Below are 25,739 nucleotides of genomic sequence, written 5' to 3'. Positions count from 1 at the left end.
TGGATATGGGTACAGGCAAAACCCTAACAATACTTGAACTTGAAGAACTACATCCAATAAAACAAGGATTGAAACTCGATGATTCAACGGATCATAGTTATTCTAATTCGTCCTTGAAGAACTACATCCAATAAAACAAGGATTGAAACTCAAATCTCTGTATCACGTGTTCTGTAATCTGTCCATTCCTTGAAGAACTACATCCAATAAAACAAGGATTGAAACTGCGGGGGACAAGAGACCAAGCCGAAGCATTTGATCAACTTGAAGAACTACATCCAATAAAACAAGGATTGAAACTGTTTCTTCTTCGGCCTCTGTAACTTGGTTTTTGAATGCTTGAAGAACTACATCCAATAAAACAAGGATTGAAACAGAGCCAGTTTCAGTTTTCCTAATGATGAAACAAACGTTCTTGAAGAACTACATCCAATAAAACAAGGATTGAAACCACGTTGCCCCGGCTGCCATACCCGCAAATGGAATCTACTTGAAGAACTACATCCAATAAAACAAGGATTGAAACAAATGAGGATCAAGTAGTTCGCAGTTTGAAGGTAAAATCTTGAAGAACTACATCCAATAAAACAAGGATTGAAACCAGGATGCTGCTGATGCATGTTTTGTTTCTCGCACTCTTGAAGAACTACATCCAATAAAACAAGGATTGAAACATACTGAGACCGGAGCGATTGATTACGTCCCTTGTCTTGAAGAACTACATCCAATAAAACAAGGATTGAAACTCAAAAATCATAGGTGTAGCAAATGAATGAAAATAGTCTTGAAGAACTACATCCAATAAAACAAGGATTGAAACCAAAATCTGTTGCAACCTCTTCCCCAAACCTATCATCTTGAAGAACTACATCCAATAAAACAAGGATTGAAACCTGGTTGTCAAAACGTACCGTATCGGTTGGCATGCAGTGCTTGAAGAACTACATCCAATAAAACAAGGATTGAAACTCTATGTATATGGTGATACATAGTTCGCAGAGGCCACCTTGAAGAACTACATCCAATAAAACAAGGATTGAAACGACTGCATTGACACCCGTAAAAGAGCCTTGAAACGCACTTGAAGAACTACATCCAATAAAACAAGGATTGAAACATCAGACTCCTCGGACTGAGACGGAGCAGTAAACCGCCTTGAAGAACTACATCCAATAAAACAAGGATTGAAACTACGGTTTTGAGAAAGCAAAAGGTCTAAATCATGCTCTTGAAGAACTACATCCAATAAAACAAGGATTGAAACTCTGAATTTGTTTCTTTGTCTTCTAATGGTACATTGCAGCTTGAAGAACTACATCCAATAAAACAAGGATTGAAACTTCTATCTCTTACAGCCTTTGCAATATACCAATTGACTTGAAGAACTACATCCAATAAAACAAGGATTGAAACCATTCAGCAAGTCTGAGGATTCTTTCTTTACCGGTTTTCTTGAAGAACTACATCCAATAAAACAAGGATTGAAACTAACCAGGATTCTTGGATACTGCGTGCCACCTGTTCTTGAAGAACTACATCCAATAAAACAAGGATTGAAACATTGCTTATATCCACCTGAAAAAGTTTGCAGAAGAGCTTGAAGAACTACATCCAATAAAACAAGGATTGAAACTTGGCCTGTGCTCTTGGAGTCCCGATCTCGACAAGCCTTGAAGAACTACATCCAATAAAACAAGGATTGAAACGTAGTCCCAAAATTGATCAGCTCCTAGGTATACAGCTTGAAGAACTACATCCAATAAAACAAGGATTGAAACCCGTTTGGTAATATCTCGTTAAGTGAAACCTGCACACTTGAAGAACTACATCCAATAAAACAAGGATTGAAACATTTTATGGTTTCATTGTGCCAGTCAATTTCAGCAAGGCTTGAAGAACTACATCCAATAAAACAAGGATTGAAACATATTTTCAATACCAAAACGGATTGTACTTGTTTACTTGAAGAACTACATCCAATAAAACAAGGGTTGAAACTCACATTAGAAGCCCTCTTCAACTTCTATGATACGACCTTCAAGAATTACATCCAGTAAAACAAGGATTGAAAATAACTGCCCAAATCCTTACTAAGGGTCTAAAAAACAGACAACTAATGATAGCCTTTTCTAAAACGAAACACAACATATAACCTGCAATTAATGACGAAATTTAAATCGAAATCAATACTGCAGTCAAAAAATATTCAAACAACAAATATCAGCCTGGATTTCATGCTGCGGGCATTTTATATGGTCACGGGCCTTTTTCTTACAGCCGCAGGAATCGCACTGTCGACAAAAGCGGACCTCGGAACGTCTCCGGTATCTTGCATACCCTACGTATTAAGCCTCGGCCTTCCTCTGACAATAGGAGAATGGACGTTTATTATGAACTCGGCGTTCATTTTCTTCCAGTACTTAATACTAAGGGATAAGTTCCCGCCTTACCAGCTGGCACAGGTATTAATAACCTTCGTATTCAGTGCATTCATCGATTTGAACATGATGCTAATGTCGGACATGCTTATATCAGGCTACCTGCCACAGTGGATATTCTGCCTTTTAAGCTGCGTATTAATAGCACTCGGTGTATGCTTCCTTCTTAAGGCTCACATCCTGATGCTTGCAGCGGAATCGCTGATTCTTGTAATATCAAAGGTCCTTAAAGCTGAATACGGGAGGATTAAAGTATTCTTTGACTCCTCTATGGTCATCATCGCAGCTCTCCTGTCATTTATATTTATGGGCTACCTTGCAGGAGTACGTGAGGGGACAATCGCGGCAGCACTTTTAATCGGGACGATGGTCAGGTACATGAACAGGCTGAGTTTCTTTAAACGAAAACCAGACTAAAAAAATATTTTCAGACACCTGAAAAAAGACAATAACAAAACCCGACTGATATTTTAAAAAAAAGATATATTCTTTATCCGTTCAGGATATCCTTCGATATCCACTCGCCGATATCAGAGGTCCTCATCGAACCTCCCATATCCCGTGTCACGGCTTTTTTCTCTATCGAATGCTCGATTGACGAAACGACCGCATTCGCCGCTTCCTTCTCTCCGAGAGTGTCAAGCAAAAGTGAACCTGCCCAGATTGTCGCAAGAGGGTTTGCAACATTTTTGCCCCTGTACTTGGGTGCCGAGCCGTGAATAGGCTCAAACATCGACGTCCCCTTCGGGTTGATGTTTCCGCCGGGTGCAAGGCCGAGACCTCCCTGGATCATCGCTCCGAGATCGGTTATGATGTCGCCGAACATATTGGGTGTAACCAGGACGTCAAACCACTCCGGGTTTTTGACGAACCACATCGTAACGGCATCGACAAAGTTGTACTCGGTTGCAACGTCCGGATAGCTCTTTTTCGTCTCCTCGAACACCTCGCGCCAGAGGCCGTATACGTCGGTCAGGACGTTTGCCTTGTCAACGGAAGTAACTTTTTTGTCCCTTGACTCCGCAAGAGAGAACGCATAATCCATAACACGCTTCGAACCCTGCCTGCTTAAAACTCCTATCTGGTATGCAAGCTCGTCCGCATCGGTCTCGACATCGACACCAAACTTAACGCTGTAGAGTTCACGCATAACCGAAAGCTCGTCCCTCTGTTTTCCGGCCTTAGCCCTTGACCCGATGCCGACATAAAAGTCCTCGGTATTTTCACGGACCACCACAAAGTCAATGTCCTCCGGCTTCTTGTTTGCAAGCGGGGTCTCAACGCCCTTCAGGAGTTTTACCGGTCTTAAGTTTACATATTCGTCGAAGTAAAACCTCATCGAAAGAAGGATTCCCTTCTCAAGAATTCCGGGTTTTACCCTCTCGTCACCGATAGCGCCAAAATAAATCGCAGGATACCCGGAAAGCTCCTTTAACTCGTCCTCCGTTATAAGTTCACCGGTCTTAAGGTACTTCTCCGCACCGGTATCGTAGTCGGTCCACTCTATATCGAAACCGAATTTCTCTCCGGCCGCATCCAGGACCTTTCTGCCCTCGGCAATGATTTCAGGTCCTATTCCGTCTCCCGGCATGCACGCCGCCTTATATAATGTCATACTCTTAACAAGCCTCAAACTGTAATTATAATATAAATCCTGAAAAGATTCGGGGGAATTCCCCGCAAAAACTTTTCAGCGCCTCTTTGCGTATTCAACAAGACCTCCGGCATCGACAATCTCCTGCATGAACCCCGGGATAGGCTCAAGAGGATACCTGTTTCCGCCGGCTTCGATGTAAGCCTCTTTCAGGTTTACGGTAACTTCTTCGCCGTCTGAAATTTTGTCCGTATCTTTGCATACCACAGGAAGAACTCCGGTGTTAATGGAGTTCCTGTAGAATATCCTTGCAAAAGACTTTGCGACAATATATTTGACTCCTGCACCCTTAAGCGCAATCGGGGCATGCTCACGGGACGAGCCGCAGCCGAAGTTTTTGCCTCCCACGATAACGTCGCCGTCCTTCGCCTCTTTGGAAAACTCGTCACGTGTGCCCTCAAAGGCATGCGATGCAAGCTCCTTAGGGTCATATATCGTAAGAAACCTTCCCGGAATTATCGCGTCGGTATCGATGTCGTCCCCGAACTTCCACACTCTTCCCATAATCAGACCTCCCTTGGGTCGGTGATTACACCTTTTATCGCACTTGCAGCCGCCGTTGCAGGCGAGGACAGGTAAACGAAAGCTTCTGTGCTCCCCTGCCTTCCCCTGAAGTTTCGGTTGGACGTCGATAAAGAGACCTCTCCCGGTGCAAGAAGACCGAAGGCTCCTCCCATGCAGGGGCCGCAGCACGGGGCCTCGACAAGCGCTCCCGCATCGATAAACTTCTCGATAAGTCCGGCCTTCAGGACTTTTACGTACTCGTCCTTTGACGCGGGGACAAGAATCACTCTCACGTCCTTCGAGAAGACGTTGTCGCCGAGGATGTCCGCCGCCTCCTTAAAGTCCTCGAACCTCCCGTTTGTGCACGACCCGATGAAGACCTGGTCTATGTGCTTTCCGGCAACTTCTGAGACATCTACGACGTTGTCGACATTATGCGGGACGGCAACCTTCGGGTTAAGCTCTGATACATCGTACGAACGCTCTTCAGAATACTTCGCGTCAGGGTCGCTTTCAAGAGTGAAAGGGGTGCACGTGCACCTGTCTTTGAGGTAGTCCCACGTCTTCTTGTCAGGAGGAACGATTCCCGCCTTTGCACCCATCTCGATTGCCATATTAGAGCAGGTAAGCCTTCCCGGAATCTCCATATCCAAAAAAGTGCTCCCGCAGAACTCAAGGGCCTTGTATGTCGCACCGTCGGCACGGATGTCGCCTGCAAGGCTTAAAATAAGGTCCTTCGGGCCGACCCTGTCACCGAACTTTCCGTCTGCACTGACTTTTATCGTCTCCGGGACCCTGAAGTAAAGTTCGCCGAACTTCAGGACATAAGCCATGTCAGTTGAACCTATTCCCGTGGCAAACACACCAAGTGCACCGTAGGTGCAAGTATGAGAGTCCGAGCCTACAACAATGTCTCCGGGCTTAACCCTTCCCTTTTCGGGGACCACCTGGTGGCAGACTCCCTCTTTTATGTCATAATTGTAGATTCCCTGTTCCTTCGCAAACTCTCTCATCATCACGTGGTTTTCCGCGGCATTTATGGAGTCGGCCGGGATCTGGTGGTCAAAGAGCATGATTATCTTTTTCGGGTCAAAGACCTTATCCCCGCCCATATCGCGAAATACATTTATCGCAAGAGGACCGGTGATGTCATGTATCATCGCGGCGTCAACAGGTGCCATCACGACATCACCCGCTTTGCAGCCCTTTTTGCAGTGGCGTGAAAATATCTTCTCGGATATCGTCATTCCCATTTTAAAGTCACATCCATGAAATTTATCTTTATGAAAGCCAGACTGAAAATACCTGAAATATCAAAGATATATTTCACTCATTTCCAGTAATTTTATTTTATTCTGCTGCCGGTTCAGTAAAGAAGAATCAGGTTTTCCTATCCTCTCTGTAAAGCGACCCTTCCGGTTCTCACAAGCTCAATTATCCCGTAAGGCTCAAGAAGGTCTTTTATTGCAAGGATCTTCTCAGAATCTCCTGTTATCTCAAGGACAAGCGCCTTTTGTGAGACATCAATTATGTTCGCCCTGAATATCCCTGCGACCTGCATAATTTCGGAACGCTGAATGCCGGGGTCGGCATGGACTTTTATCAGTGAAAGTTCACGCTCGACATGCTCGTTTTCAGTGATATCAGTTATTTTTATGACGTCTATAAGCTTATTGAGCTGTTTTTTCACCTGCTCTATATGTGTATCATCACCGTCTACAACGATTGTAATCCGGCTCATATCCGGTGTTTCGCATGTCCCGACAGCAAGACTTTCTATGTTAAACCCTCTTCTCGAGAAAAGTCCCGAAACTCTTGCAAGGACACCGGACTTGTTCTCGACGAGCACACTTAATATATGCTGATTCATGGCTCACCCGCATTTTTGCAGTGCTTTCCTATCATCTCGCTTATGGCGGCCCCTGCCGGGACCATAGGGAATACGTTCTCCTCGCGTTCTATCCTGAAATCAAGAAGATACGGGCCTTCATAGTCCACAGCCTTTCTCAGGGCCGGTTCCACTTCTTTCACAGAATCCACCAACATACCTTTTATCCCGTAAGCTTTTGCGATTCCGACAAAGTCCACGGGAGGAAGCTCTGTATACGAATATCTCCGGTCGTAGAAGAGCTCCTGCCACTGCCTGACCATGCCGAGGTACATATTGTCCAGGATTACCATTTTCAGGGGCACTTCATACTGTGCCACCGTTCCAAGCTCCTGTATATTCATCTGGAAGCTCCCGTCGCCTGCAATGACAACGACAGTCTCCCCGGGCTTTGCAAAGCAGGCGCCGATTGCTGCTGGAAATCCAAATCCCATAGTGCCGAGACCCCCTGAGCTTATCCACTGCCTCGGCCTCCTGAAACCGTAGTGCTGCGCAGCCCACATCTGGTTCTGGCCGACCTCGCTTACGATTATCCCGCCGCTGTCAAGGATTTCCGACAGCTTTCTTATAACATACTGCGGGTGAAGCTTTCCGTCGTCTGCAATTGCAAGCGGGTGGTTTTCACGCCATGTTTTGACCTGTTTAACCCAGGGTTCACAGAAGCATCCCTTTTTTTCGGCCATTTTGCAGAGTTCTGATAAAACAAGCTTCGCGTCGCCTACAATTGGGACATCAGGACATACGTTCTTCCCAATTTCGGCCGGGTCTATATCCATGTGGATTATTTTGGCATTAGGAGCGAAATATTTGATATTTCCAGTTACCCTGTCGTCAAACCTTGCCCCGACCGCAATCAGTAGGTCGCACTCGGTGACCGCATAGTTTGCGTATTCGGTCCCGTGCATACCAAGCATCCCAAGATTTAAAGGATGATCGCACGGAATGGCCCCGAGCCCCATCAGCGTAGTCGTAACGGGAATGCAGAAAAGCTCTGCAAATTCCTTAAGCTCTTCTGACGCTCCTGATGATATGACACCTCCGCCGGCGTATACAAGAGGCTTCTTCGCTTCGTATATCATGTCAAGGGCCTTTTTTATCTGCCTGGAATGGCCTTTCAGCGTCGGTTTGTACCCGCGAAGCTCGGCGTCTTTTGAAAGGACGTCTTTTGGGTCGACGGCCTGAGTCAGAACGTCCTTGGGAAGGTCTATTAATACAGGGCCTTTTCTACCCGTTCCTGCGATATGAAACGCCGAACTGACAACTCTTTTAATCTCTTTTGCGTCCTTTACAAGGTAGTTATGCTTCGTAACAGGCATAGTAATCCCTGTTATGTCAGACTCCTGAAAGGCGTCATTTCCAAGCATTCCTGTAGGGACCTGCCCTGTCAGTGCAACGACCGGAACAGAGTCCATATTTGCTGTCGCTATTCCCGACACAAGGTTGCATGCTCCGGGGCCTGAAGTAGACAGGCACACTCCGACCTTTCCGCTTGCCCTTGCATAGCCGTCGGCCGCATGTACAGCAGCCTGCTCGTGCCTTACAAGGATGTGCCTGAGGTCTGAATCATAAAGCTCATCGTATACCGGCAGGACTGACCCACCCGGGTACCCGAATATCACTTTCACGCCTTCCTCTTTTAAGCTGTCAATCAGTAGTGCCGCTCCTGTTTTCATCATTCTGCCTCAATAATCTGTTCATACCGGCCACAACGGCCGCAACACTTGCCTCAATTATGTCTGTATCTGCGCCTCTGGAAGTTATTACCCTTCCGTCCTTCCGGAGTTTCACCGTAACATCGACAACGGCATCAGTCCCGCCGTTTATGGCATCGACATGAAACTCCTCAAGCTTTATGTCCCCGAGCATCGCGACCGACTGTTCAAGAACGTTTAAAGCCGCGTCAACCGGTCCCGTCCCTGTAGCTGCCCCTGTAACCTTTCTGCCGTCTGCAACCATGGTAACAGATGCGGTCGGTATTGCTTTGCTTCCGCTCACGACCGTGAACTGGTCAATTTGTATCACGGGTTTGCATTCAAGGAGCATAACTGAATCTGCTATTGCCATAACATCGGCATCGGTAACCCTCATGCCTTTGTCGCCGACCTTTTTGACACGTGCAACAATTTCGGCAAGCTGTTTTTCCCCGGGATTATAACCCAGATCACCCAGGGCAGCCTTAACCGAAGATGTCCCCGAATGCTTCCCCAGAACTATACGCCTCTTTCTCCCGACGGTTTCGGGAGGCATAGGCTCATAAGTCGACGTGTCCTTCAAAAGGCCGTTAGCGTGGATTCCGCTCTCGTGTGTAAAAGCCATTGCGCCGACTACAGGCTTGTTCACGGCAAGAGGTATCTTCGTCGACTGCGAAACAAGAGTAGAAAGCGAATATATCTTCTTCGCATCGATTCCGGTATCATACCCGTAAAGCCTCTCGAGAGTCATTACAACCTCTTCAAAAGAGGTATTCCCGGCTCTTTCGCCCAGGCCGTTTATCGTCGTATGTGCACAGGAAGCCCCAGCCTTAAGGGCCGCAACCGTATTTGCGGTAGCAAGACCGAAATCGTTGTGGCAGTGTATGCTCAGAGGAGCAAAGCATAAGTGCGGTATAATTCCGGGCAGCTTTTCAGGCGTCAGAAGACCGACGGTATCACAGAAACACAGCCTGTCGGCTCCGGTCTCTGTTGCGTTTCTGAAAAGGTCAGAAAGATATTTTTGATCGGCCCGCGATGCGTCCTCTCCGGAAAGCTCTACGATCAGGCCTCTTTCTTTGGCATAGGCGACAGAATCCATCGCCATTTTATAGACCTGTTCGCGTGTCTTGCAAAGCTTTTTCGTGATATGAAGATCAGATACAGGAACCACGAGATGTACAGAGTCTGCACCACAGTCGGCGGCAATGTCTATATCACCTTTGACGGCCCTTGAATACGTGCAGATTTCGGACTTAAGGCCTGCATCCGATATTACCCTTACAGCTTCCCTCTCGCCTTCAGATGCAACAGCAGACCCCGCTTCAATGACGTCAACGCCGATTGCGGAAAGCTCCACTGCTATCTTCAGCTTCTGTTCCGGTGTCAGTGACACGCCGGGCGTCTGTTCCCCGTCACGGAGTGTCGTGTCAAGGAAACGAATTTTTTTATTAGCAAATAAAGCACTCACTCATAGGATTAAACTCCCATAGAAAGTTATCAAAAAAACACTATATATATATTTTGTGAAAAACCCATTTTTTGTGCACCAGACCTCCCCAGATATCCCCCAAATGCGCACCACCCACAAATCATATGACTCTTAACTGAACCATCCTGGAAAAGTATATAGTGTTTCAGCTCAATCTAAATGAGTATGTCTCAAAAATATGGGATTGGAGAAGTCACTGCAAAAGTGGCAGATCGCTTTCTTTGGCGATAAAGGTACAGACTATTCAGGAAAAAGAGTGACTATTTTTGACACCACACTACGTGATGGTGAACAGACTCCCGGAGTGTCATTCACACTGGAGCAGAAGATAAGTATCGCCCGTCAGCTTTCTGACCTGGGCGTTGATGTCATTGAAGCGGGTTTTCCGGCATCATCCGAGGGTGAAGCTGATACTGTAAAAAGGATATGCGAAGAGGGTATCCGCCCGAAAGTCTGTGGACTTGCGAGGGCTGTTAAATCTGACGTCGACAGCTGTATTGATACCGGTGTCGACATGGTGCATGTTTTCATACCGACCTCCAAAATCCAGAGGGAAAACACCATCAGAAAGACTCATGCGCAGGTCCTTGACATTACAGGCGATATTGTATCGTATGCAAAGGAAAACTTCGGCCAGGTGATGTTCTCGCCTATGGACGCCACGAGAACCGACATAAAAGAGCTTATTGAGGTATGCAGGACAGCTGATGCAGCCGGAGCGGATATCATAAACATACCCGACACTGTAGGGGTATGCATACCATCGGCCATGAAACCCCTTATTGCAGCAATAAGAGAAAACGTAAAGTGCGGAATCGACGTCCACTGCCACAACGACTTCGGCCTTGCTACAGCAAACACGGTTGCAGCGGTAGAAGGCGGTGCCGACCAGGTCCAGGTGACCGTGAACGGTATAGGCGAAAGAGCTGGAAACGCGGATATAGCGCAGACAGTAATGATAATGAAATCCGTTCTCGGCATTGAAACAGGCATCTGCACGGAAAAGCTTGTCGAAACGTCAAGACTTGTTTCAAGATATTCACAGATTGCAGTACCTCCTATTCAGCCTGTAGTTGGCGAAAACGCGTTTTCGCATGAAAGCGGCATTCACTCTCACGGTATTATCTCAAACCCGAGCACTTTTGAGCCGGGTGTAATGACTCCGGAGATGGTAGGTCACAAAAGGCGCCTGAAGCTTGGAAAACATGTCGGAAAGCATGCAGTAAGGCAGATGCTTGAAGACGCAGGCATAAAAACCGATGACGAGCAGCTCGACATGATTATACTGAGAATCAAAGAGATCTCAGGCCGCGGCAAAAAAGTCACCGAGTCAGACCTGTTTGAAATCTCCGACAGCATAACCGGAATTCACCCGGCTTCAAAGACGATTGTGCTGGACGACATATCCATATTTACAGGAAACCACGCAATACCGACTGCAAGCGTAAAGGCCGTTGTCAGGGGCAACAAAATGGTATGCTCAAAGACAGGCGACGGACCTGTAGATGCGGCGATGAAAGCGCTGCTTGCGATAGCACCCGGACACGTTGACTTAAAGACCTACCAGGTCGAGGCCATATCCGGTGGAAGCGAGGCACTGGGTTGTGTCACAATTGAAGTGGAGGACCCGAAAGGAAGAATTTTCGACGCGAGCGCCTCAAACTCAGATATTGTGATAGCCTCTGCCGAAGCTATGGTTAACGCCCTGAATGTGGTCTACAGGGCCGATGAACCCGGCAGATAACCTTATTTAACCCAATTGTTTATGGATGATATCAGACAATTTTTAACTAAAAAATGAAGGGACAAAAAATGATGGAAAAATACTATGAATCCGACGCGGATCTTGGAAACATCTCAGGCAAAAAGATAGCTGTAATCGGATACGGTTCACAGGGAAGAGGACAGTCCTTAAACCTTAAGGACAGCGGCCTCAACGTCATTATAGGCATAAGACCAGGCAAGAGCAAAGAGCTGGCTGTAAAAGACGGTTTCGAGGTATTCGATGTCTGCGACGCCGCAAAATCCGCTGACATCATCATGATCCTTACCCCGGACGAGACGCAGGCTGCAATATACAAAAAAGAAATAATGCCTTACCTTTCGGAAGGCAAATGCCTTATGTTCTCACACGGCTTCAATATCCACTACAACCAGATTGTACCGCCGGCAAACGTCGACGTAATCATGGTAGCCCCGAAAGGACCTGGCCACATGGTAAGAAGGACCTTTGAGGAAGGAAATGGGGTTCCTGCACTCATTGCAGTTGCACAGGACTATACAGGAGACGCAAAGAAGACAGCCCTTGCATACGCAAAGGGAATCGGTGCCACACGTGCCGTAGTTCTTGAGACGACGTTCAGGGAAGAGACGGAAACCGACCTGTTCGGAGAACAGGCAGTACTATGCGGAGGAGTCACATCACTCATCAAGGCTGGTTTTGAGACGCTTGTCGGTGCAGGATACGCTCCTGAGATGGCATACCTGGAAGTCCTGCACGAGATGAAGCTTATCGTCGACCTGATATACGAGGGCGGGTTCACAAACATGCGCAGCTCAATCTCAAACACCGCAAAGTATGGCGACCTCACACGCGGCCCGCGTGTAATCGGCGAGGAGTCCTACGAAGCAATGGAGGAAATACTAAGTGAAATCCAGTCAGGTGAATTCGCAAAGGAGTGGATGCTTGAGAATCTGGTAAACAGACCTGTCTTCAACGCCCTGACCCGCGATGCCGAGGGACACCTGATAGAGAAAGTCGGTGCTGAAATTCGCTCAATGATGCCGCAGTTCAAAAAGGACTGAAAAATATAGACAAGAATCATTGCCCGAAAACCTCATAAGATAACAAAATACTATTTTTTTACGGAATTTATGAAGTGTGTACTGTCCTTAAAACGTGAAAAAAAGCGGGTTGAAGAGAATTTCGATGACGGAGAACTAATCTCTGGCCTGCTGTTGAAAAACAATATTCTGCCGGATACCGTTCTTATATTCAAAGAAGGCGTGCCTGTACCTGAAGACGAAACAGCAGAGGAGACGGAATACCTGATTGTCACCACCTCATCACGCGGATAGAAAAAATATCCGGCCTTTCATCTCTTAAAAGGATACAAGAAATAAATTCCTGGCCTAATCTTCAGTTTCTTCATAATAAGGGTCCGGATTTGTTACTGTTATCATTATATGAGATGAAAAAGAATTCAGTCCTGTTTCATCGTCGTACGTGGCGCACCCCAAAAATACATTTCCGGTATTCTCCCCGTCATAAATTAGGGAAACATTCAGTACTGCAATACCGTCTTCATCTGTTTCGACCTGTCCGATTACCTCGTCAGCGCTGAAATCTCCGGTTCTGGCATTATTGAAAAAATAAACGTTCCTGCCTGAAACGGGATTTCCGTTTTCATCTGTAACTGTTGCTACGATGCAGGCTTTGCCACCACTCAGGACGTTTTTGTCCTTTGTAAACAGGTCCGCCGATATCGCAGAAGCCGGTATGCAAAGTGCAGCTGCAACGGATAAGAGCATTAAAAATGCCATAATTTCTTTTTTTATCATTTAAGTTTAGTCTCCTTTACGTATATTCAAAAATGCATCCAAACATTTTTTATTTTTACAACTGCATGAGACGTCTGCGGATATTCAATATATATGAGTTTAATAATTCCGGTTACACCGTTTAACTCCATGGTTGACTATTCAGTGCTCTTCCAAGACATTGAAAATCAGCCAGACAGTTCATATGATTTTTTGACAGACAATTTGTTGGATGATTTTTCAGCAACCGTTCCCCGAAACAGGATTTAAAGATAAAAATAGAGATTTTGGTTATTTATTAAAAGGTCTTTTCAGTGACTTCTTGCCATCTGTGCAGCCGACTTTGAGACCATCATGTCGTCCACACGGATTAAAAGAGACGCTGTCTCTGACGCACTCTCAATTGCCTGCTTTTTTACACGCATCGGCTCGATTACGCCGCCTTCATACATGTCGGCGACTTTTCCTGTGTATACATTGACTCCTGCATGCTTTTTGCCTGATGAATGCTCTGCCTTTAAGTCCACAAGTATGTCTATCGGGTCATGACCGGAGTTTTCAGCAAGGGTGTTTGGAATTGTCTCGAATATTTTTGCAAACGACTCGATTGCAAGCTGAATCCTTCCGCCGACCGTAGGTGCATACTCTGAAATCCTAAGATTTAATTCGGTGTCAATAGCTCCTGCACCGACGACGAAAAGACCGTCTTCGAGTGCGTCCATCACCACACGCACACCGTCGTATGCCGCACGTTCGAGCTCGTCTACGAATATCTGGTTTGATCCCTTTATGAGAATACTCACGGTCTTTCCGTTTTTGCAGCCCGTGAACTTCGTTGCCTTGATATCCTTTAATTCCTCTACAAGCTCCGCGTTTCCGAATACGGAGTCATCAAGGTCATTGACAGAGGTTACAATAGTTGCACCGAGGGCACGTGAGAATGCCTTCATGTCCTTTTCAGGAACGTCCTGGATTGCAAGGATATTCTCGTGGGAAAGGAAGTACTGGACAGCGTCTGCGATGCCTTTCTGGCACAGGACAACATTTGCACCGGATGCCTTTATCTTGTCGGCAAAGACCTTCAGGTTCTCCTTTTCCTTCTGGGAGAAAGCATCGACCTGCTCGGCTGACGTTATCTTAATCTTAGACTTTGTTTCCGTCTTCTTTATCTCAAGAGGCTGGGAAATCAGGGCGATTACCGCATTTTCAACCTTTTTTGGCATACCAACATCGCAACGCGTCTTGTCGATTACAAATCCGGTTACAAGCTCAGCCTGGTCAAGGCTGTCACCGACGATTGTCTTTATTCTTACGTCATCCTCGTCTACGGTTATCTTCCCTGCCTCATCTTTCTGGATAACATCAAGAACAGCATCGACAATAATCTTTGTAATGCTCTCCCTCATCGACTCGATGGACTTTCCGGTAACTGCCGTCTCTGCAACTTTTACAAGTATGTCCTTGTTTTCAGGGCCTGCACTGATAGCGTTCTCCTTTAAAACCTCAAGAGCCTTCCGCATTCCGAGGTTGTATCCTTTTGCTATTATAGTGGGATGTACTCCTTTTTTCAGGAGGATTTCGGCCTCTTCCATAAGTGCCCCGATAAAGATGGTCGCAGTTGTAGTACCGTCTCCGACTTCATCATCCTGGGCCTCTGCAACCGATACCACCATCTTTGCTGCAGGGTGCTCGACAGAAAGTTCATGAAGAATAGTCGCTCCGTCGTTTGTGATGACCACATCACCTGACGGTGATACAAGCATTTTATCCATACCACGCGGACCTAGAGTTGTCCTTACAGCACCCGCTATGGCTTTGCATGCCATAATATTTGAGTGCTGAGCCTCCATTCCGCTTGTTTCCTCAACATTATCACGTAAAATTACTATTGGCTGTCCTGCTAACATATGCAGATACTCCTCTATTAGATTCTCCATAAATGTGGAATTGTGATTCTATATATACATTTCTATAATGAAAATTCAGTACGCATGCGTGTAAAGGGATACATAAAAAATGAGGTGAAAAAGCGGGTCATAAAAATTGAAATCGCTTTTTAAGAGAAATTTTTCAGAAAAAAACTCTGGTTCCGCCCGATGACCCCGCTGATAAAATAAGAAATATTTATGCAGGGAATGCCTGAATATAAAAAATGAATCCTTTTCCGGACTGGCTGCGGCTAACTTATCTTAAGGTCTGAGAGGATTTTTTCCAGGTCAATCCATATTATAAGCCTGTCGTCTTCGGAATCAGACTTCTGCTTGATAATACCCTTCAGATAAGCTTCCTTTGTAATCGCATCATCCATGTGCTCAACCGCATCCCCGTCTATCTGGATGACGCTTCTCACATTGTCAACTATAATACCCATCCTGGAGCCGCCCGACTCTTCAGAAGTCAGAATGATTATTTTTCTGCTCTCCCCGGTATGGCTTTCCGGTATTTCGAGTACTTTGTTCAGGTTGATTATCTTCGTTATCTCTCCCCTGAGATTGAGTATTCCGGCAATGTACTCAGGCATACGGGGAACTGGAGTAATCTCCATGAATTCAACGATTTCACGGGTAAGATTTATATCAAGTGCGTAGTATGTGCCGTTCATCTCGAATACCACGACATCTATTAATGACATTTCCTTAATCTCTCCATAAAAGGACTTTTCAGTCTATTCTGCTCACCTTCACAAGAGAATATACAGGCACCCCGGCGGTCTCGCTTATGCCAAGTTTGTCGAAGAGCGTACATATTCCTATAGGTATACCTCCATGGTTTCTTACGACGGATACTGCCTCTGCAACAGTATTTCCGCTCGTTATCACGTCATCGACGATAAGACATTTCCTGCCCAAAACGTCTGCAAAACTGCTGTTGAGAGAACCAGTCGGCTTATCACCCGTTGCGTGCTTTTTCGGGTGAAACATTGTAAAGAGGCAGTCTGATTCACTTGCGATCATGGCTGCAATAGGTATTCCCGAATGTGCGACTCCTATTATTACGTCTGGAAAATTTTCCTCGCACTCGTCAGGCATGCTCTCCTCCTGGGCATGAATAAATCTTTTGAGAAGCATCAGCGATGCATCCCTGAGCATGTCCGCATGACCGCTTATGGACGACCAGTCTATTACTATATCCTTTGGTGCCGCTTTTTCACCTTTCTGCTGGGTCAAAAGCCATGTCACCGTCTCTATTGAAAGACTCATCTCGTCAGCGATCTGGCTTGAACTTCTCCCTTCGGAATGGAGATTCTTTGCCTTCTCAATAAGTTCGTCAAGGGATGACATATATTTAGGATTATTTATTTTATCACTTAAACATTCTTTTGATCTCTGCACCGCAGACATCGCAGAAACCGGGGCTGTCATGATATTTACCGCAACCTGTACACTTAAATTTCCATTTTCTCTTTTTTGCCGCCCTCTGCTGCAGGGGAATGACAGTTATTCCAAGTGTTTGTGCAGTATTTGACAGGGCATAGTCGTCTGTTACTACTTCACCACCCGTCTCGAGGGCAAGGGCTACAACATCAAGGTCGGTCTGCGACAAAACACCGAGGTCACCGGATTTTTCAGCTGCTGCCTCGGCTTTTTTCCGTGAATTTTTTGAAGGCTCCGCAACAAAAAGGCCTTTCTCCTCCATGGCGTCAAATTTTGATTTAGCCAGTAAATCCTTAAGCTCAGACTTAACAGATGACGGAACGGCAAAAGAGTTTCCCTCAACAGGAATATCAACGAAGAAAAATGATGAATCAAGTATTTTTACAGTCATAGATTATGAAAGTACAGCATTTTTTATACATTCAGCCGCTGAAATTCTGCTTGATGCCGATTCGATGGTATCGCTTGACACTATGGATTTCACTCCTGCAGAATAGAGCTTTGCATACCCGCCGCCTGAAAAAACCCCGTGGACGCATGCCGCATGGACACTGACTGCACCCTGCATCATAAGCATTTTTGAGGCAGTTGCAAGCGTTCCCCCTGTCGATATTATGTCATCAACTATGACGACGCTCCTGCCGGAGGCATCAAGCTCCTTTGGCTGCATTGTGACCTCGGTCCCGGAATGGCGCGTCTTGCTTAAGTGATCGCAGTCAAAATGCACCTTCTCGGCAACAGATTTCGCAAAAACGGCGGCACCCGCATCAGGAGCAAGAATCAGGGGGTCGTCAAGGCCGAGAGTTTTTATGTATTCTCCCATATAAGGCGCCAGCGAGAGGTCTTCTGCGGGCACCCTGAAGAACGAAAGGTTGTCCGTTTCATGAGTATTTATCGTGTACACCCTGCTGACTCCTTCCGAAAGAGCCCTTGCAATCGCACGTGCACTTATTGCCTCACCCTCATTAAACCTCTTGTCCTGCCTTGCATATCCCATGTAGGGCAATACAAGCGTCACTTCTGAGTCCTCACATGCATCGGCAAGGAGAAGAGTCTGGATAAAAGAATCACTGTCCGTCACACTTGAAATGATTACAGTCTCTTCATCCGTTTTTCCTGTCTTTAAATACAGCTCCCCGTCCGGAAACTTCTTAAAGTCGGTCGCGACAAGCTCAAGCCCGGTCGCCAAAGCCGTTTTTCCGGCTAAAACCTGTGATTTTTCGTTGCAGAGAATTTTCATTATAATTACCTAATCTAGAAAGTACTTAAACTATCACGAATGAATCATTTAAGCACTATCGTTTAGAAAGAGGTATACCTGTCAATGGAAAATAACGATAAATATACGGATATTAACTTAAAGGAGACTGAAAAAGAGGAAATTCCTGTTAATCAGCCTGATACCGGCAATGACAGCGAAAGTCCTGGCCCAGCTCCAAAGACAACTGAGACCCCTCCGGAGAATCCACGCGCAAATGATGCGCCTGTGGTTACAGTAGAGGGCGAAAAAGGGAACAGCAAACCAAAAAAGGCACCCTTAAAACTTGAAGAAATAGAGATTGACAATATTGAGACCTCGTCTGACATAGAAGTCCCGAAAAGGCTTATAGATCAGGTGATAGGTCAGGAGCATGCTGTAGAGGTAATAAAAAAAGCAGCAATACAGCGCCGCCATGTAATGATGATAGGAACTCCGGGGACAGGCAAATCCATGCTTGCAAAGGCTATGGCCGAGCTCCTTCCGAAAGAGGACCTTCAGGACATACTCGTGTACCCGAATTCAGAAGATTCCAATACCCCTATAATAAGAACGGTAAAGGCGGGACGCGGAAAAGAGATTGTGGCTGCACACAAAGCTGAAGCAAGAAAGCGTGCCCAGACCAGAAATTCACTAATAATGATCCTGATATTCGGAATTATGGGGTATGCTATAATTACCGGGCAGCTTTTAATGGGAATTATAGGTGCGGCCTTCATATTCATGGCCCTGCAGTATTCAAGGCCTAAAGAGGAGGCTATGGTTCCCAAACTTCTCGTCTCAAACGACAAAGGCTCAAACGCCCCTTACCTTGACGGGACAGGTTCGCATGCGGGAGCACTTCTCGGGGACGTAAGGCATGACCCTTTCCAGTCGGGAGGTCTTGAAACTCCGGCTCACGAACGTGTCGAAGCCGGAGCGATACACAAGGCAAACAAAGGAGTTCTGTTCATCGACGAAATAAACACCCTTACAGCACATTCCCAGCAGAACCTGCTGACTGCTCTCCAGGAGGGTGAATTTTCTATTACAGGACAGAGTGAACGTTCAAGCGGTGCAATGGTAAAGACCGAGCCTGTGCCGTGCAAATTCGTAATGATTGCAGCGGGAAACCTTGACGCTATGGAAAACATGCACCCGGCACTGCGTTCACGTATCAGGGGATACGGTTACGAGATTTACATGCAGGACTCAATGCCTGACACAGAAGAGAACCAGAAAAAGTTCATCCGCTTTATAGCACAGGAAATCAAAAACGACGGAAAGATACCCCCGTTCGACAAGGGTGCAATAGAGGAGATAATGCGTGAGGCGAGGCGCAGAAGCAACAGAAAAGGCCACATCACGCTGAAGCTGCGTGATATGGGCGGACTAATCCGCGTTGCAGGCGACATGGCCCGCCAGGACAACTCCCCCGTAACGACAACCGATCACGTACTTAAGGCAAAGTCAATCGCCCGCTCTGTAGAAAACCAGATCTCCGACGAGTATACAAAGAGAAGCCGTGAATATGAGCTTATGGTCGTTGAGGGAACACAGGTGGGCCGTGTAAACGGTCTTGCGGTAGTCGGTGCCGACTCGGGCCAGGTCCTTCCCATCATGGCTGAAGCCACACCTACACAGGGTGCAACCGGTACAATCATCGCAACAGGAATGTTAAAGGAGATTGCACAGGAGTCCATCAAAAACGTAAGCGCTATAGTGAAAAAGTTTACCGGCCGCGACATAAGGTTCATGGACATACATATCCAGTTCATCGGGACTTACAACGGTGTAGAGGGAGATTCGGCGTCAGTCAGTGTCGCAACAGCTGTCATAAGTGCAATTGAGGGGATTCCTGTCCGCCAGGACATTGCTATGACAGGTTCCCTTTCAGTAAGGGGAAACGTCCTTCCTATAGGCGGTGCGACATACAAGATAGAGGCCGCGGCAAAAGCAGGAATAAAGAAGATAATAATACCCGAGTCAAACCTTGACGACGTCCTGATAGAGGACCGCTACAAGGAAATGGTCGAGATAATTCCTGTGACAAAGATAGAGGAAGTCCTCGAGATTGCCCTCGTGCCTGAAAAGAAGGAGGCATTTATGGAAAAGGTAAGAAACCTTGCAAAAATTACTCCCGCAGAATTTATAGAGAAAATTTCGGCATCCGGACCAGGAAAGAAGGCTCCGGGTGTCTGAAACGGACAGGTTTTTTTAACTATAAGGATTAAAACCCTCTGCAACGCAAAAAAACCGCAAAAAGGGATTTTTCCGGGCAGTGTAAAAGGGTTAAATCCTGTCTTTTGTTTTATATAACGGAGTTTTGTCATGGAAGAACCCGAATATTATGATATAAGTCACGTAAAGGGTATTTCAACCCATATTGAGATAGACAACGGCATTGTTGAGTCCGCTACGAACAGTTTTTCTGATACGGCCGTAATGCGTGTCCTAGGAAAACGCGGCTGGGGTGTTGTGACGATTGAAAATTTCACAGGGCGGTCGGAAAAAGAGATCAAGGAATACATCGCCCTTGCAATGAAGTACGCAAAGGCTACGGAAGAAGAGGTTGTTCTGGCAGACTGCACCTCAGGCATTCTTCCCGTTCCAAAGCCCTCGGAAAACCCCACAGAAGTATCCCTTGAAGAAAAATGCTCCCTTTTAATGGATATTGAAAGGGCCGCCAGAATAGATTCCATCGTAAACACCCGTGCAAACTATACCGAAGGAAACGGGACAGTCCACTTCACCGATTCATCGGGACACGAGTACAAATACAGCCTTTGCAGGTCCGGCTACTCGGTCTCGGCCGTTGCAAAAAAGGGAAGTGTAATGCAGGCCGGGCGTGAAAGCGAACATACGATTCTCGGGTTCAACCTAAGACACAAGGAAAACAAAGGTCTTGAGGCCGCCGAAAGGGCTGTAAAACTTCTTGACGCAAAACCTGCAAAAGGCGGAATCATGGATGCAGTCTTAGACCAGGAGCTTGCGGGAGTATTTGCCCATGAAGCCGTCGGACATGCCTCAGAAGGCGACCTTGTAAAAGAGGGAATATCTGTCCTTAAGGGAATGAACGGCAAAAAAATAGGTGCCGATATAGTAAATGTAGTCGATGACCCCACACTGCATGAATTCGGGTTTATGCCTGTCGACTCGGAAGGTGTTCTTCCGGTAAGGACTGAAATAATAAAAAAAGGCGTTTTGAACTCCTATCTTCATAACCGCCAGACTCTTGCGGCCGTCGGGTTCGGAGACGCCGGACATGCAAGGAGCCAGCCCGGCGACGTCCCCGTTGTAAGGATGAGCAATACATTCATCGAAAACGGCGACTCGTCATATGATGAAATAGTCTCTGAATGCAAAAACGGGATTCTTCTCAAAGGGTCAAGAGGCGGACAGGTCGACCCCGGACGCGGGGTATTTCAGTTCAACGCCGAATATGGCTACGTTATCAAAAACGGGGAACTCTCCGGGATGGTAAGGGACGTATCCCTCTCAGGTGACATATTAAAAACTCTCCACAACATAACCCTCTGCGCAAAAGACAGAAAAATGAACCCCGGCTACTGCGGAAAAAGCGGGCAGAACGTCCCGGTAACCGATGGTTCGCCTCATCTTCTTCTCAGAGAGGCAATTATAGGAGGGCAGGGACAATGACTTCCGACTGCGAACCTGTTATCGATGAGATATTAAAGAAAGGTGACCGCCTTGCTGACGAAACCGAGGTGTTCTTTTCCTCAGGGGAAGGAACCGGCCTTGATCTTAAGGGGAAACTCATAGGAGAGGCTTTCGGCTCCGGGTCATGGGGCATTGGCATAAGGGTAATAAAGGACGGAAAAATAGGGTGCTCTTCCACAAACGATCCCAAGTGCTGGGAAAAATGCCTCATTTCCGCTCTTGACAGTGCAAAGCTATCTTCACCGCAGAACTGGGAAGGTCTGCCTTCCGATTCTCTCCTGCCTGACGTAAAGCTTGACGTATATGATAAGGACCTTTCATGCGACATATCGTCTGCAACTGCTCTCATTGAAAGAATGCTTGACGGGGCTTCGGAATACGAATCCATTATCGTAGGCGGAGGGGCCTCGCTCTCAGCAGGGAGGACGGTAATTGCAAACTCAAACGGCGTATTCTATTCCATTGAAAAAACCGGTGCGGGAATTTCCTTGGAGACTATTTTCGGGACGTCAACAGGATACGAATTTGACTCATCTGCATATACGAAACGCCTGAACCCTGAAAAAACGGGAAGGGAAGCGTCATCCCTGGCTGTATTTTCAAAAGATGGCTGCGATATCAAAACAGGAATATACGATGTAATTCTCTCGCCTGTCGCCGTGTGCCAGCTTTTAAGCTCGGTTCTTATACCATCGCTTTCAGGCAGAAACGTAAAGGCCAAAAGGTCATTTTTCGACGGAAAACTCGGGCAAAAATGCTTTGATGAAAATTTCAGCCTTTACGATGACCCTTTCAGCGGTATGGGAGCGACACTACGCGATTCCGAAGGTGTTCCCACAAGAAGAATAGACTTCATCAAATCCGGCATCGTAGAAGAATTTTCCTACGACCTTAAGACCGCATACCGCTACAACGAGAAGTCAACCGGAAGTGCCGTACGTGACGGGGCCGGAGGTGCTCCGGTAATTGGGACGCACAACATCTGTGTCGACGGAAAAAGAGAGAACATATTTGATGAAAAGGCTGTATATGCACATACGGTCGTCGGTGCACACACGGCAAATGCGGTAACCGGAGACTTCTCGGTTGAACTTTCAAATGCAGCCTTTGTCGAAGGAGGAGAGAAGGAGAAACCGATAAAATCGGCAATGCTTTCCGGAAACGTGTTTGAAATGTTAAACTCAGTGTCAGGAATGTCAGAGGAGACCAGAAGCCTCGGCTCGATGACCGTCCCCTCGGTCAGGTTCTCCGGCCTTTCGGTAGTCGGAAGACTGTAGTCAATATATTTTAAAAATCCACATTTTTGCTTTCTGCTGAAGAAAGATTAATGTAAATTGGCTGTTTTAATTATTATTGCAAAAATGTTGGACACTCTGATAACTATCATAATTGCCGGAGGAATCGTCTTTGTCCTCTGGTATTTCCTGAAAAATCTGACAACACTGATAATAAATTCCGTAGTCGGCCTTGTCACGCTTATAATTGTATCCCAGATGAACCTTCTGGGGATGGAATCATTCAATATTACCTGGGGTGCAGTCCTTGTATGTGCCCTGGGGGGACTTCCCGGTGCAATTCTTCTGATGGTTTTAAACCTTGCAGGAATCACTATTTAGAAATAATCTTTTTTGACACTCATATCAATCCGCAAATATTGCTTTTTTTAAGACTCAATAGATTAGCCTATATAAGTTGACAACAATATTCAATGATAATCACAATTCAATTGCGTTGATATATTGACTATAATTTTTATTTTGATCTATATAATATAATATAAAAAAATTATATAAAATATAAATTGATCATACTTATATATTATTATCACTAATTTTCAGCTGAGGCGATTTAGCGACATTCACAGCTGAATAAAGTGGTTTTTTTAATTAAATCACATTTTGATTTCTTATATTAACTAACCACCAAAACCCTCTAAATCGTTTTATTAATCACATAAATATTCACAATCCAAGGAAGGTAATGCAAATGACCGCAGCAGAAAAAGTTGAAGAAATACTTTCAGCACTCAACAACGGCGACAAGGTAAAAAAAATAAGTCCCGGAGAACTCGGGGAGGAGTTTTCCGGAGTTTTAAATGAAATAAACGCACTAATTGATGGTTTTTCGGCAATACACGAAAGTATGGACACTTTAGGTGTTATGTCCGAAAACGATTACACCAAAAAGGCAGAGGGAAATTGCACAGGAATTTATAAAAAGTTAACTGATTCAGTTAACCTCATCAGAAAAAGATTCCTTACTCTGGAAGATGTTGCAGAAGACCTTTCCAGGGGCGACTTCTCCGACCTCGAAAAATTCAGAAGCATTGGAAACGGCGCCGGAAAGAGATGCGAAAACGATAAAATTGTACCGGCTTACATCGAAATGATGGAGGCGATAAACAATGTCACTGAAGAGATTGAAATTCTCGGAAAATATGCTTCTGAGGGGAAACTCGATTACAGGAGCAATGCCTCGTCTCATAAAGGTGCATACGGTGAGATTGTAAAGTCAGTCAACAGTGCAATAGACTCGTTTGTAATCCCCATGAACGAAGCCATGAGAGTCTGCAAAAAGTACGCGGACGCAGACTTCACCGCCCATTTCTCCGACAGCATCGACATGAGAGGTGATTTTGAATCCTTTAAGGAGGCGGTTGACGGCATAGGCGAGTCCATATCCCACAGCCTTTCCGTTACAAGCAAAGTCACTGAACAGGTCGTAGCAAATTCAAACGAAGTGACAAAAGGGACCGACGAAGTGGCAAAGGCAACAGAAGGTGTCGCAAACGCAAGCCAGAAGACTGCCGACCTTACAAAAGACCTTCTGACAAGTATTGATGACATAACAAGGCAGATTGCTGACCTTTCAGCATCAAACGAAGAAATTGCAAGCACCTCCCAGGAAGTCCACAATGCAGCAAACCACGTTGTTGACGTAGGAAAAGAAACGCAGGAACTGGCAAACGTCACAAACAGCAAGATGGGTGATGTCGAAAAAATAGCAAAAGAAAGCGTCAGCGAAATTCAGGAGCTGAATACCCAGATTAAAGAAGTGGGAAAAATAGTAAAACTCATAAACGACATTGCAGGTCAGATAAACCTCCTTGCACTTAACGCCGCAATTGAAGCGGCACGTGCCGGTGAACACGGAAGAGGTTTTGCAGTCGTTGCAGGAGAGGTCAAAAACCTTGCAGCCGAGGCAAGAACCGCAACCGATTCCATAGAAAAGGTGGTTTCTGCCGTCAAGGACGGAAGTGACAAGACTGCAAAGGCCATAATGCTTGCAAATGACGAAATAATAGACGGTGTTGACAGCGTCAACAAGACACTTGAAGCACTGAACACAATAATAAAAAGTGCAGGCCAGGTTACGCATGACATAGGAGAAATAACGAAGGCAATAGAAGACCAGGCACTTATTGCCAACAATGTTGTAAACGCAGCCGAAAAAGGCGATTCTATGACAAAGGACGTGCAGAGGGAGGCACAGGAGCTCGCAGCACTTGCAGAAGAGTCCAGTGCATCCGTGGAGGAGATCGGAAGTGCTGTGCATGAAGTCAACTCTCTTATAAAAGAGCTTAATGAAGCAAACTCACAGTTCAAATACAGGATGTGATTTTCACAATGGCAACGATTGGCGTGGTGCAGTTTGAGATATCAGGCACAAATTATGCAATCGATATAAGCACTGCAAGGGAGATTGTCGAAATGATGCCTATAACCCCGGTTCCAAGGTCCCCTGTGCATATAGCCGGAATAATAAACCTGAGAGGCGAGATTACAAACGTTATGAATTTAAACAGCCTTATGGGGCTTGACTTTTCAGAAGACAACACAAACAAAAAAATAATTGTTCTTGTGCCGGAGGCTACCGGCGGCTCGAACATAGGCCTTATAGTTGACGATGTACACAGCGTCCTTCAGGTAAATGATGAGAATATAGACCAGATTGACGCTTCCCTGTCAAAAGAAGCGTTTGTAAAAGGAATCATAAAGACAGGCAGTTCAAACAGTACTAAAAAAGACCTTGTAATCTGGATTGACATCGAAAAAATCCTCAAAGAAACGACCGGAAAAGGCTGCAACTAAAAAAATACTTTCACCGGAAATTAAAATATGTAGTCTTCCGGATATCACGTGCACCAAATACCGTTTCAGGCTACTAAATTGCAGGTTTAAACTGGCAGGCATTGACCTGCCAGAAAATCACCTGAATAAATGGACAGCTGTTAAAAAATTCT

22 protein-coding genes and 1 CRISPR repeat array (1 of these 23 cut by a window edge) are annotated in these 25,739 nt (G+C 45.9%); of the genes, 10 read left to right on the top strand and 12 right to left on the bottom strand.

Going from position 1 to position 25,739, the window contains the following annotated elements; all coding sequences use genetic code 11:
• A CRISPR array of direct repeats spans window positions 1-2,072; the repeat unit is 37 nt; unit sequence CTTGAAGAACTACATCCAATAAAACAAGGATTGAAAC; it reaches 1,644 nt to the left of the window's first position.
• Between the two features lie 180 nt (window positions 2,073-2,252).
• Window positions 2,253-2,855, top strand: coding sequence for a YitT family protein (locus J2128_RS07785; protein WP_245323471.1), 603 nt, complete (start codon window positions 2,253-2,255; stop codon window positions 2,853-2,855).
• 73 nt (window positions 2,856-2,928) lie between these two features.
• Here J2128_RS07785 and J2128_RS07780 read toward each other — a convergent pair whose 3' ends face one another.
• From J2128_RS07780 to J2128_RS07755, 6 genes are all read right to left on the bottom strand, one after another.
• On the bottom strand, window positions 2,929-4,053 hold the full coding sequence (locus J2128_RS07780; RefSeq protein ID WP_209690570.1) for an isocitrate/isopropylmalate dehydrogenase family protein: 1,125 nt from the start codon (window positions 4,051-4,053) through the stop codon (window positions 2,929-2,931).
• Between the two features lie 75 nt (window positions 4,054-4,128).
• Window positions 4,129-4,596, bottom strand: a complete 468-nt coding sequence (locus tag J2128_RS07775; protein ID WP_209690569.1) for a 3-isopropylmalate dehydratase small subunit — start codon at window positions 4,594-4,596, stop codon at window positions 4,129-4,131.
• A 2-nt stretch (window positions 4,597-4,598) separates the two neighbouring features.
• Window positions 4,599-5,849 carry a 3-isopropylmalate dehydratase large subunit gene (locus J2128_RS07770; protein ID WP_209690568.1) on the bottom strand — a complete coding sequence of 417 codons (1,251 nt, stop codon included), beginning with the start codon at window positions 5,847-5,849 and terminating at the stop codon, window positions 4,599-4,601.
• Between the two features lie 137 nt (window positions 5,850-5,986).
• Entirely contained in the window at window positions 5,987-6,466 is a 480-nt protein-coding gene (gene ilvN / locus J2128_RS07765; RefSeq protein WP_209690567.1) for an acetolactate synthase small subunit, read from the bottom strand.
• Window positions 6,463-8,157: a biosynthetic-type acetolactate synthase large subunit gene (gene ilvB, locus J2128_RS07760; protein WP_209690873.1), complete on the bottom strand. Its 1,695-nt coding sequence runs from the start codon at window positions 8,155-8,157 to the stop codon at window positions 6,463-6,465. The genes ilvN and ilvB overlap by 4 nt, the downstream gene beginning before the upstream one ends.
• Entirely contained in the window at window positions 8,129-9,643 is a 1,515-nt protein-coding gene (locus J2128_RS07755) for a 2-isopropylmalate synthase (protein WP_209690566.1), read from the bottom strand. Before J2128_RS07755 ends, ilvB begins: the two co-directional genes overlap by 29 nt.
• Window positions 9,644-9,842: 199 nt before the next feature.
• On the opposite strand from J2128_RS07755, the gene J2128_RS07750 reads away from it, so the two are divergent.
• The 3 genes from J2128_RS07750 to J2128_RS07740 all read left to right on the top strand — a co-directional run bounded on the left by J2128_RS07750 (window position 9,843) and on the right by J2128_RS07740 (window position 12,742).
• Entirely contained in the window at window positions 9,843-11,408 is a 1,566-nt protein-coding gene (locus J2128_RS07750) for a 2-isopropylmalate synthase (RefSeq protein ID WP_209690565.1), read from the top strand.
• 68 nt (window positions 11,409-11,476) lie between these two features.
• The gene (gene ilvC / locus J2128_RS07745) at window positions 11,477-12,469 is read left to right on the top strand and encodes a ketol-acid reductoisomerase (RefSeq protein ID WP_281069289.1); all 993 of its coding nucleotides are present in this window, start codon (window positions 11,477-11,479) and stop codon (window positions 12,467-12,469) included.
• Window positions 12,470-12,538: 69 nt separating this feature from the next.
• Window positions 12,539-12,742 (top strand): hypothetical protein, encoded by a 204-nt coding sequence (locus J2128_RS07740; protein WP_209690564.1) that lies wholly within the window; start codon window positions 12,539-12,541, stop codon window positions 12,740-12,742.
• A 54-nt stretch (window positions 12,743-12,796) separates the two neighbouring features.
• On the opposite strand, the gene J2128_RS07735 is transcribed toward J2128_RS07740, so the two are convergent.
• The 6 genes from J2128_RS07735 to J2128_RS07710 form a co-directional block, all read right to left on the bottom strand.
• Entirely contained in the window at window positions 12,797-13,225 is a 429-nt protein-coding gene (locus tag J2128_RS07735; protein ID WP_209690563.1) for an Ig-like domain-containing protein, read from the bottom strand.
• A 290-nt stretch (window positions 13,226-13,515) separates the two neighbouring features.
• Window positions 13,516-15,111, bottom strand: coding sequence for a thermosome subunit alpha (thsA, locus tag J2128_RS07730; RefSeq protein WP_209690562.1), 1,596 nt, complete (start codon window positions 15,109-15,111; stop codon window positions 13,516-13,518).
• 272 nt (window positions 15,112-15,383) lie between these two features.
• On the bottom strand, window positions 15,384-15,836 hold the full coding sequence (locus J2128_RS07725; protein WP_209690561.1) for a chemotaxis protein CheW: 453 nt from the start codon (window positions 15,834-15,836) through the stop codon (window positions 15,384-15,386).
• A gap of 28 nt (window positions 15,837-15,864) precedes the next feature.
• Window positions 15,865-16,485, bottom strand: a complete 621-nt coding sequence (locus J2128_RS07720; RefSeq protein ID WP_209690560.1) for an orotate phosphoribosyltransferase-like protein — start codon at window positions 16,483-16,485, stop codon at window positions 15,865-15,867.
• A 22-nt stretch (window positions 16,486-16,507) separates the two neighbouring features.
• The gene (locus J2128_RS07715) at window positions 16,508-16,969 is read right to left on the bottom strand and encodes an NOB1 family endonuclease (RefSeq protein WP_209690559.1); all 462 of its coding nucleotides are present in this window, start codon (window positions 16,967-16,969) and stop codon (window positions 16,508-16,510) included.
• A gap of 3 nt (window positions 16,970-16,972) precedes the next feature.
• Complete coding sequence (locus J2128_RS07710) at window positions 16,973-17,818, bottom strand: ribose-phosphate diphosphokinase (protein ID WP_209690558.1); 846 nt, start codon at window positions 17,816-17,818, stop codon at window positions 16,973-16,975.
• An 84-nt stretch (window positions 17,819-17,902) separates the two neighbouring features.
• Between J2128_RS07710 and lonB the strand changes: the two genes are divergently transcribed.
• The 6 genes from lonB (at window position 17,903) to J2128_RS07680 (ending at window position 25,587) form a co-directional block, all read left to right on the top strand.
• The gene (lonB, locus tag J2128_RS07705; protein ID WP_245323469.1) at window positions 17,903-20,017 is read left to right on the top strand and encodes an ATP-dependent protease LonB; all 2,115 of its coding nucleotides are present in this window, start codon (window positions 17,903-17,905) and stop codon (window positions 20,015-20,017) included.
• A 129-nt stretch (window positions 20,018-20,146) separates the two neighbouring features.
• Complete coding sequence (locus J2128_RS07700) at window positions 20,147-21,475, top strand: TldD/PmbA family protein (protein ID WP_209690557.1); 1,329 nt, start codon at window positions 20,147-20,149, stop codon at window positions 21,473-21,475.
• Entirely contained in the window at window positions 21,472-22,773 is a 1,302-nt protein-coding gene (locus J2128_RS07695; RefSeq protein WP_209690556.1) for a TldD/PmbA family protein, read from the top strand. The genes J2128_RS07700 and J2128_RS07695 overlap by 4 nt, the downstream gene beginning before the upstream one ends.
• An 84-nt stretch (window positions 22,774-22,857) precedes the next feature.
• Entirely contained in the window at window positions 22,858-23,112 is a 255-nt protein-coding gene (locus tag J2128_RS07690) for a pro-sigmaK processing inhibitor BofA family protein (RefSeq protein ID WP_209690555.1), read from the top strand.
• 370 nt (window positions 23,113-23,482) lie between these two features.
• Window positions 23,483-25,114 carry a methyl-accepting chemotaxis protein gene (locus J2128_RS07685; protein WP_209690554.1) on the top strand — a complete coding sequence of 544 codons (1,632 nt, stop codon included), beginning with the start codon at window positions 23,483-23,485 and terminating at the stop codon, window positions 25,112-25,114.
• A gap of 8 nt (window positions 25,115-25,122) precedes the next feature.
• Entirely contained in the window at window positions 25,123-25,587 is a 465-nt protein-coding gene (locus J2128_RS07680; RefSeq protein WP_209690553.1) for a chemotaxis protein CheW, read from the top strand.
• The last annotated feature ends 152 nt before the right edge of the window (window positions 25,588-25,739 follow it).

The organism is Methanomicrobium sp. W14, from assembly GCF_017875315.1.
In the GTDB taxonomy this organism is placed as follows: Archaea; Halobacteriota; Methanomicrobia; order Methanomicrobiales; family Methanomicrobiaceae; genus Methanomicrobium.
Note: the sequence above shows the minus strand (reverse complement) of the source record. Positions and strands in the feature narration are given on the sequence as shown.

Bases quoted from the DNA above. Each gene is read 5' to 3' on its own strand.
- J2128_RS07785 (WP_245323471.1), top strand. From the start codon at position 2,253: ATGGTCACGGGCCTTTTTCTTACAGCCGCAGGAATCGCACTGTCGACA.
- J2128_RS07780 (WP_209690570.1), bottom strand. From the start codon at position 4,053: ATGACATTATATAAGGCGGCGTGCATGCCGGGAGACGGAATAGGACCT.
- J2128_RS07775 (WP_209690569.1), bottom strand. From the start codon at position 4,596: ATGGGAAGAGTGTGGAAGTTCGGGGACGACATCGATACCGACGCGATA.
- J2128_RS07770 (WP_209690568.1), bottom strand. From the start codon at position 5,849: ATGGGAATGACGATATCCGAGAAGATATTTTCACGCCACTGCAAAAAG.
- ilvN (WP_209690567.1), bottom strand. From the start codon at position 6,466: ATGAATCAGCATATATTAAGTGTGCTCGTCGAGAACAAGTCCGGTGTC.
- ilvB (WP_209690873.1), bottom strand. From the start codon at position 8,157: ATGAAAACAGGAGCGGCACTACTGATTGACAGCTTAAAAGAGGAAGGC.
- J2128_RS07750 (WP_209690565.1), top strand. From the start codon at position 9,843: ATGGGATTGGAGAAGTCACTGCAAAAGTGGCAGATCGCTTTCTTTGGC.
- ilvC (WP_281069289.1), top strand. From the start codon at position 11,477: ATGATGGAAAAATACTATGAATCCGACGCGGATCTTGGAAACATCTCA.
- J2128_RS07740 (WP_209690564.1), top strand. From the start codon at position 12,539: ATGAAGTGTGTACTGTCCTTAAAACGTGAAAAAAAGCGGGTTGAAGAG.
- J2128_RS07735 (WP_209690563.1), bottom strand. From the start codon at position 13,225: ATGATAAAAAAAGAAATTATGGCATTTTTAATGCTCTTATCCGTTGCA.
- thsA (WP_209690562.1), bottom strand. From the start codon at position 15,111: ATGTTAGCAGGACAGCCAATAGTAATTTTACGTGATAATGTTGAGGAA.
- J2128_RS07725 (WP_209690561.1), bottom strand. From the start codon at position 15,836: ATGTCATTAATAGATGTCGTGGTATTCGAGATGAACGGCACATACTAC.
- J2128_RS07720 (WP_209690560.1), bottom strand. From the start codon at position 16,485: ATGTCATCCCTTGACGAACTTATTGAGAAGGCAAAGAATCTCCATTCC.
- J2128_RS07715 (WP_209690559.1), bottom strand. From the start codon at position 16,969: ATGACTGTAAAAATACTTGATTCATCATTTTTCTTCGTTGATATTCCT.
- J2128_RS07710 (WP_209690558.1), bottom strand. From the start codon at position 17,818: ATGAAAATTCTCTGCAACGAAAAATCACAGGTTTTAGCCGGAAAAACG.
- lonB (WP_245323469.1), top strand. From the start codon at position 17,903: ATGGAAAATAACGATAAATATACGGATATTAACTTAAAGGAGACTGAA.
- J2128_RS07700 (WP_209690557.1), top strand. From the start codon at position 20,147: ATGGAAGAACCCGAATATTATGATATAAGTCACGTAAAGGGTATTTCA.
- J2128_RS07695 (WP_209690556.1), top strand. From the start codon at position 21,472: ATGACTTCCGACTGCGAACCTGTTATCGATGAGATATTAAAGAAAGGT.
- J2128_RS07690 (WP_209690555.1), top strand. From the start codon at position 22,858: ATGTTGGACACTCTGATAACTATCATAATTGCCGGAGGAATCGTCTTT.
- J2128_RS07685 (WP_209690554.1), top strand. From the start codon at position 23,483: ATGACCGCAGCAGAAAAAGTTGAAGAAATACTTTCAGCACTCAACAAC.
- J2128_RS07680 (WP_209690553.1), top strand. From the start codon at position 25,123: ATGGCAACGATTGGCGTGGTGCAGTTTGAGATATCAGGCACAAATTAT.